3 protein-coding genes are annotated in these 7,592 nt (G+C 67.1%); 2 read left to right on the forward strand and 1 reads right to left on the reverse strand.

Features of this window, described 5'->3' with window-relative positions:
- Positions 1-97: 97 nt before the first annotated feature.
- Positions 98-3,703 carry a YhdP family protein gene (locus tag CAL18_RS10725; RefSeq protein ID WP_249278399.1) on the reverse strand — a complete coding sequence of 1,202 codons (3,606 nt, stop codon included), beginning with the start codon at positions 3,701-3,703 and terminating at the stop codon, positions 98-100.
- An 81-nt stretch (positions 3,704-3,784) separates the two neighbouring features.
- Here CAL18_RS10725 and glnE point away from each other — a divergent pair, with 81 nt between their 5' ends.
- Together glnE and CAL18_RS10735 are read left to right on the forward strand one after the other, a co-directional pair.
- On the forward strand, positions 3,785-6,604 hold the full coding sequence (gene glnE / locus CAL18_RS10730; protein WP_094817829.1) for a bifunctional [glutamate--ammonia ligase]-adenylyl-L-tyrosine phosphorylase/[glutamate--ammonia-ligase] adenylyltransferase: 2,820 nt from the start codon (positions 3,785-3,787) through the stop codon (positions 6,602-6,604).
- Positions 6,605-6,638: 34 nt separating this feature from the next.
- Positions 6,639-7,319, forward strand: coding sequence for an epoxyqueuosine reductase QueH (locus CAL18_RS10735; protein ID WP_026638364.1), 681 nt, complete (start codon positions 6,639-6,641; stop codon positions 7,317-7,319).
- The last annotated feature ends 273 nt before the right edge of the window (positions 7,320-7,592 follow it).

Below are 7,592 nucleotides of genomic sequence, written 5' to 3' on the forward strand. Positions count from 1 at the left end.
GCCCTGCCCGGCATCCGCGAGTTGCCGGGCAGCGGTTGCCCGTTCACGCCGGCCCGCGCGGTTCATCAGGCGCCGGCGGCCGGCTCGGCGGGCCGGTTCAATGCTCGATGAAACCCTCGACCGGGCCCGGCTTGGGCGGCGGCTTGGTTTCCACCGGCTGCAGTTTGGGGTCATCCCAAGGGCCGGTAACGGTATATTCCATGGTCATGGCGTGGGCCAGCGGGTGTTTCAGCAGCCACTGCGTCAAGAATGCACCCAGCCCGATCAGCGGATTCACGGCCAGCGCGGTGACCATCGCGGCGCCGCTGGCATCCAGATTGGGGATCACCGCGGCGTGCAGGTTCCACTGCTCGGTCACGATGTCGGTGTCGCCCGCCAGCACGATGGTGGCCACGGGGCTGATCAACTTGTAACCCTCGGTGTGCATGATGCCTCGGCCCAGCGCCATGTCGCCGCGGATGGTGTCAAACGGAAAGCCGTCGCGCACCAGGTTGGCGGGGTTGAACTCCAACTTGGCCAGCCGCTGCAGCGACTGCAGCGACAGCAGCTCCAGCAGGCGCGCGCTGCGCGAATTCACCTTCAGCAGGCGCCCCTTGTCCAGGTTGACGCGCGCTTCGCCTTCAATCTTGGCCAGGTCGTGGGTCCATGGAAAGTCGTGCCACGTCAGCTTGCCTGTGACCGTGCCATGGCCGTCAACCATGACCTGCGGCATGCCCATGCCGTCCAGGAAAGCCCCCAGGTTCTTGAAGTCGCCCACGGCATCCACGGTGAGCCCGCGATCGGCCCCGGCCAGGCGCCAATTACCGGTGGCGTCCAGCGTGGCTGACGGATTGGATATGCGCAGCTTGTCCAGGCGCCAGGACTTTCCGCGCGCCAGGTTGGTACCCTGCACTTCCAGGGTGCCCAGGGGATGGCCATACAGCGAAAACTGCTCGGCCCGCAAATCGATGGCGGGGATATCGGATAGATCGTCGCTCTGGGTGGGCGGGTCGGCCGTGTCGGCCTTGTCCGGGTCGCCCAGGGCCAGGTGAGTCAGGCGCGCCGTAACCTGGCCGGCGATGGCGCCGGAAGCCTCTTGCCAGGCCAGCGAACCGGCGGCCTGGCGCGAGTCCAGCGTGACCTGCCAGTGCTGGGGTTTGGGCCGCACGGCGTTCAGGCTCAGCTTGTCGATCGTCCAATCGCCGGTATGCAGTTTATCGGCTTGCAGGAAGACGCGGTTCAGCGGCGGCAGAACAAGCTGGCTGCGGCCGGACGCCGATTTGCCTGCCGGCCCGGGCGGGTCTGCCTCGGCCGCGATGGCTTCCCAAGCGTCGAGATCGATGTCCGGCCACTGTATATCGGCAACCAGCCCCGATGGCGGCAGTGCCGCCGGACGGTTCACGCCCAGCGCGCCGCGCGAAAAATAAGGCGCTGCGCGCGCCGAGCGCTCGTGCTCAAGCACAAGCGACAACGCCGCGCCCAGGCTGGCCGACAGTCGGTCGCGCCTGCCCGCGGCAGACGCGACCGGTTGCCAACGTACCTTCAGGGCCCGCGTTTCGTTCGCTTTCTTGCCCACCGGCGCGGGCATGTCGACCGCCAGTCCGGCCAGGTCGGACTCCACAGTAATATCCAAGGCCCCGTCGGACCCGTAGCCCACCAGACCCCGGTAATGCGTCTGGCCCGACAGGCGCCGCAGCACCGCATTGCCGCCCCATTGGGCCAGCCCTTGCGCTGGCAGCGTGCCGGACACGCGCAAGGCGTCGCCGTCCTGTTCGAGCTTGCCGGCTATGGTGGCCGGGCCGCCCAGGAACACGGTATGCAGGCCATCCGTATGCAGCCCCAGCTCCGAAAAACGCAAGTCGCCTCGCAGATTGCGCAGCTCGGGCATTTGCGGCACAAAGCGGAACGTGTTGTCGTTGAAGGTGATGCGACCGTCCACCTTGGTTTCTTCGGCGTCCAGCAGCGGCACTTCCAGCTTCAGCGCAACCTGCCACGGCCCGGAGCCTTCGGCCGTATCCAGGGCGCCATCAAGCAATTCGCCCAGCGGCGAATGGTGCGCCAGCGCCAGGTAGGCCGGCACCGGACCGGCCGTCTGCCCATCGACGAACAGCGTAGACGCGTGCTCCATGTCGGGAATAGACGCCGTGACGGCGCCAAGCGTTACCGTTTGCCCGTTGCCCGTATGAACCACGCCCCCGCCCGGGCTGTCGAGCGACAGGCTGACTTTATCCACGGCGAAACGGCCCGAAAGATTCTCGAGCCGCGGCCAGCCCTTGGTATTGCCGTGCGCCGGCGCATAATCGACGACCGCCCCGGCATAGGCGCCCGCGATGCGGAACTCGCCCACGTCGCCCGGGTCTTCGAAGGGAAAATCATCAAGATCACCCTTGACGGTGACGGACGCGTCGCTGGCCTGGCCGGCGGGCAGGCCGCTGGCCAGCCACTCGCGGGCGTCGGCGTTGACCTCCAGCGGCAGGTACTTGTAGATGGCCGGCATGGCCGCGCGGGCCAGGTTGCCGCCGATCTCGGCCGTGCCGGCGGCGGTCTTGCCCTGGCTGGTCCAGCGGCCGTGCAGGCGCGCGTCGAGATCGGCATTGACGATATCGAGCTGGCGCACATCGACCACCGCCGGCTCGGCTTCCGGACGCCGCACGCTGGCGTCCAGCCGTACGGTATCGGCCTGCAGCAAGGCGGGGTCGAAAACCTGCGGCAGATGGGCGCGCAAGCCCGTCAGTTCACCGCGCACCGCCAGGCCGGCTTCGGGCTCGCCGCGCACCAGGGCGACGTCGGCCAATCGCACCACATCGCCCGGCGCGCCCTGCAGGCGCAACGCGCCTTCGTCTACGCCCACCCACGTCGAACGGTCGGCCGCGTGCCAACGCACGCCACGCACCACCGTATCCAGCGTCATGCCGGTGACCGCGCCGTCGTCCAGATCGACCCAGGCGCGCGCGGCGCCGCGCCCCGCAATCTGCGGCACGGGCAGCCAGGGGGCCCATGCCGCAGGCTCGGCATCATTGATTTCGGCATACAGTTCGCCCGTCCAGCCGCCGCCCAGGAGCGCATGGCGCGCGATACGGCCGCGCACGGACGCATCGCGCGCCAGTTCTGCGGGAGGTTCGGCACGTAACGCAAAACGGTGCGACAGCGCGCCGTTGTACACGCGCAGGCTTACCTGTTCAAAGGTGACCGGCGGCGCCTGGCGATAATCGTCTTGCCAATGCACCGTGGCGTTGAGCAGCGCCAGATCGCGTTGCGCGCCCAGCCAATGCAACAGGCGCGACGAGCCACGCGCATCTTGTCCGGCGTCCAGGGCGATCGACTGGCCCGCCACCCACAGGCGATTGCCCGCGTCGCGCCGCACCTGCAATTCCGGGCCTTCAATGCGCAGGCTCAGCAGTGTGGGCGACAGCGTCAACGCACTGCGCCAGCCCAGCACCGCCGACACCGACGGCAGCATCAGTACGGGCGTCGCGTCTTCGCCATAGATGGTCAGTCCGTGTAGCGTGAGCGACGGGTTCAGCGCGCGCCAGTCGGCAGCCAGGCTGCCGATCTCGACCCGCGCGCCCAGCGCCTGGCTGGCATAGGCTTCGATGCGCGGGCGCCAGTGGTCTATCTGCGGCAGTACCCAGTACCGCAAGCCGAGCAGCAAGACGGCCGCGATGAGATAGGCGGCCAGGGCAAACCATAAAAGAAACCGGGCGGCTTTGGCGGGCAGAGACACAGAAGAGTGGGCAGGATATGGCGTCTTGGGGTATCGTCCCCTTATACCTGAAACGCGCCTTTCCGTCTGCCTTCCATCCCCATGTCTGCTTCCCTGCTTGCCCCTGCCCTGGCCTGGTCGGGCTACCTGCGCCGCCGTGTCGATGCGCATCCCGATCTGGCAGCGTGGCTCGAAAGCGCCGCACGCCATCCTGTCACGCCCAATGCGCTGGCGTCCTGGCAGGCCGAACTGGCAGGCCCGCAAGCCCCTGAAACGCTGCCGGTGGACCAATGCCGCGAGGTCCTGCGCCGATTGCGCGAACGGGTGTTCACCGCGCTGATGGTGCGCGACGTGGCCGGCCAGGCAAGCCTGGAAGAAGTGGTGGGCGCCATGTCGGCATTGGCCGACCTGGCGGTGGCGGCCGCCTACCGCAGCGTGGCCGCCGAGCTGGCCCAGGTGCATGGCTTGCCGCGCGACCCCGCCACCGGCGCGCCCCAGGAAATGCTGATCGTGGGCATGGGCAAGCTCGGCGGTTGCGAACTGAATGTATCGTCGGACATCGATCTGATCATGCTGTATGGCGAGGAAGGCGAAACCGAGGGGCCCCGCCGCATCAGCCACCACGAGTTCTATGGCCGCCTGACGCGCCGCATGATGCCCGTGCTGTCCGAGGTGGATGCCCATGGGCAGGTGTTTCGCACCGACCTGCGGCTACGCCCCGACGGCGACGCCGGGCCCCCGGCGTGGAGCCTGGATGCGCTGGAGCACTACCTGGTGGCGCAAGGCCGCGAGTGGGAACGCTATGCATGGCTGAAAGCGCGCCTGATTCCGGCGCAGGCATTTCCGGACAGCGACTGCGCAGCGCAGGCGCGCCAGCTCGAGAGCCTGCGCGTGCCTTTTGTGTACCGCAAATATTTTGACTTCGACACCCTGTCGTCATTGCGCTCGCTGCGCGAACGGATCCGCCAGGACTGGCAGCGGCGCGCCCTGGCGCGCAACGGCGTCGATACCGCCCATAACATCAAGCTGGGCGACGGCGGCATCCGCGAAATCGAATTCGTGGTGCAGCTGTTCCAGCTGGTGCGCGGCGGACGCATGCCGGCCCTGCAAAGGCGCGGCCTGCTGGCCGCGTTGCATGCCGAACGCGACGCCGGCCTGGTCAGCCCCGACGATGCCGCGAACCTGGAGGCGGCCTACCGGTTCCTGCGCCGCGTGGAACACGTGCTGCAATACCGTGAAGACGAGCAGACCCATCTGTTGCCCGGGGACCCCGCGCAGCGCGCACGCCTGGCCGCCGCCCTCGGCATGGACGCAGACGCGTTCGAAACCACCCTGGCCGCACACCGGGGCTTTGTGTCCCGCATGTTCCGCAATGCCTTCCGCCTGGCCGGCGTGGGAGGAGACGACGCGCCCGGCGCCTCGCCCTGCGCCACGCCCGGGTGCCCGGCGCCGGCGGCAGACGATGCCGAAAGCCGCCTGGCCATGCAGATACGCCAGGCGTTCGGAGACGATGCCGATGACCTGCTCAGGCGCGCGGAATCGTTGCTGGACAGCCATCGGATACGCGCCCTGCCCGACAGCAGCCGGCGGCGGCTCGATGCCCTGCTGCCCGCCGCCGTGCAGGCGGCCCTGCAGACGCCGGCCCCGCGCGAAGCCGCCATACGCCTGTTCGACCTGATCGAGACCATAGCCCAGCGAAGCGCCTATCTGGCGCTGCTGGCCGAATATCCCGACACACTGGCCCGCGTGGCGCGCATGGTGGCAGCCAGCCCCTGGGCCGCGCAGAACCTCACCCAGTCTCCTTTGCTGCTCGACAGCCTGATCGACTGGCGCACGCTGTTCGAATCGGTGGATTTCGCGCAGCTGGCCCGGCAGCTGGCCGCCGACCTGGACGCCTGCGTACTGCCCGACGGCGATCCGGATATCGAGCGGCAGATGAACCTGATGCGCGACATACAGCGGCAGGTCAGCTTTCAACTGCTGGCGCAGGACCTTGAAGGGCAACTGACTGTCGAGAAGCTGGCCGACCAGCTATCGGCACTGGCGGACATGCTGCTGGCCGAGACCGTGCGGCGCGTGTGGCCCCTGGTCAACCGCGTGCCCGGGGCCGAACCGCGCTTTGCGGTCATCGCCTACGGCAAGCTGGGCGGCAAAGAACTGGGCTATGCGTCCGACCTGGATCTGGTGTACTTGTTTGACGACCCCCGCGAGGACGCCGCCGAGGTCTATGCCAAGCTTGGCCGCCGCATGACGTCCTGGCTCTCGACGATGACGTCGTCGGGGCGGCTGTACGAAACCGACCTGCGCCTGCGCCCCGACGGCGAGGCCGGCCTGCTGGCCGTGTCGGTCGAGGCGTTCGAGCAATACCAGTTGAAGCACGCCTGGGCCTGGGAACACCAGGCCCTGACCCGGGCCCGCTACGCGGCCGGCGACACCGCCGTGGGAGCACGCTTCGAGCGCATTCGCGCGGAAGTGCTTGTGCAGCCCCGCGATACGGCAGCGCTGCGCACCGAAGTACTGGCCATGCGCGACAAGATCAGCGCGGGACACCCCAACCACAGCGGCGACTTCGACCTGAAGCACGACCGCGGCGGCATGGTCGATGTGGAATTCGCGACACAGTATCTGGTGCTGTGCCATGCAGCCACGCACCGCGTGCTGGTCAATAACCTGGGCAATATCGCCCTGTTGCGCCTGGCTGCCGAGGCGGGCCTGATTTCGGCCGGGCTCGCGCAGCGCGCCGGCGACGCCTACCGCACGCTGCGCCGCATGCAGCATCAATTGCGCCTGCAGGGCATCGAAAAAGCCCGCGTGCCGCAAGACCAATTGACCGAAGAGCGCGCCGCCGTCAGCGAGCTGTGGACGCAGGTGCTGGGCGATGCCCCGGGTGCCCCCCCTGGACCACAGGGCAAGTCAGCGTAAAATAAGGGTTTTTACCGCAGCAATAGCGTTGTCCATGTCCGAATTCGTGCGCCCTCAACTCGAACTGCCCGCCGGCCGCCAAAAGGTGCTGCTGCACTCTTGCTGCGCGCCCTGTTCCGGCGAAGTCATGGAAGCCATGCAGGCCTCGGGCATCGACTATTCGATTTTTTTCTACAACCCGAACATCCATCCGGTCAAAGAATACGAGATCCGCAAGCAGGAAAACATCCGCTTTGCCGAGCAGCACGGCATCGAGTTCATCGATGCCGATTACGACATGGATAACTGGTTCGAACGGGTAAAGGGCCTGGAACACACGCCCGAGCGCGGCGAACGTTGCACCGTGTGTTTCGACATGCGTTTCGAGCGCACGGCGCTGTACGCGCACGAGCATGGGTTCGACACGATCACCAGCTCGCTGGGCATCTCGCGCTGGAAAGACATGAACCAGATCAACGGCTGCGGCGAACGCGCGGCGTCCCGCTACGATGACCTGGTGTACTGGACTTACAACTGGCGCAAGGGCGGCGGCTCGCAACGCATGATCGAAATCGCCAAGCGCGAAAACTTCTATCAGCAGGAATACTGCGGCTGCGTGTACTCGCTGCGCGACACCAACCGCCACCGCCGCGCACAGGGCCGCGACCGCATCCATATCGGCGTGAAGTTCTACGGCAAAGACGAACTGGTCGACAAGACCACGCTGCTGGACTAGCCGCCAGACGCTTCCCTTCCTGGCAAGGTGTCTGACACCCTTCGGGAGTCAGACACCGTCAACGTCGTTACGCGTGCGATGCAAGCGCATCGCTGGTGGTGTCTGACACCCTTCGGGAGTCAGACACCGATCAATGCCGTTACGCGTGCGATGCAAGCACATCGCTGGCGGTGTCTGACACCCTTCGGGAGTCAGACACCGATCAATGCCGTTGCGCGTGCGATGCAAGCACATCGCGGGTGGTGTCTGACACCCTTCGGGAGTCAGACACCG

Origin of the sequence: Bordetella genomosp. 7, assembly GCF_002261415.1 — a bacterium.
GTDB lineage: Bacteria > Pseudomonadota > Gammaproteobacteria > Burkholderiales > Burkholderiaceae_B > Bordetella_A.

Coding starts and splice junctions, on each gene's coding strand:
- glnE (WP_094817829.1), top strand. CDS start 3,785: ATGTCTGCTTCCCTGCTTGCCCCTGCCCTGGCCTGGTCGGGCTACCTG.
- CAL18_RS10735 (WP_026638364.1), top strand. CDS start 6,639: ATGTCCGAATTCGTGCGCCCTCAACTCGAACTGCCCGCCGGCCGCCAA.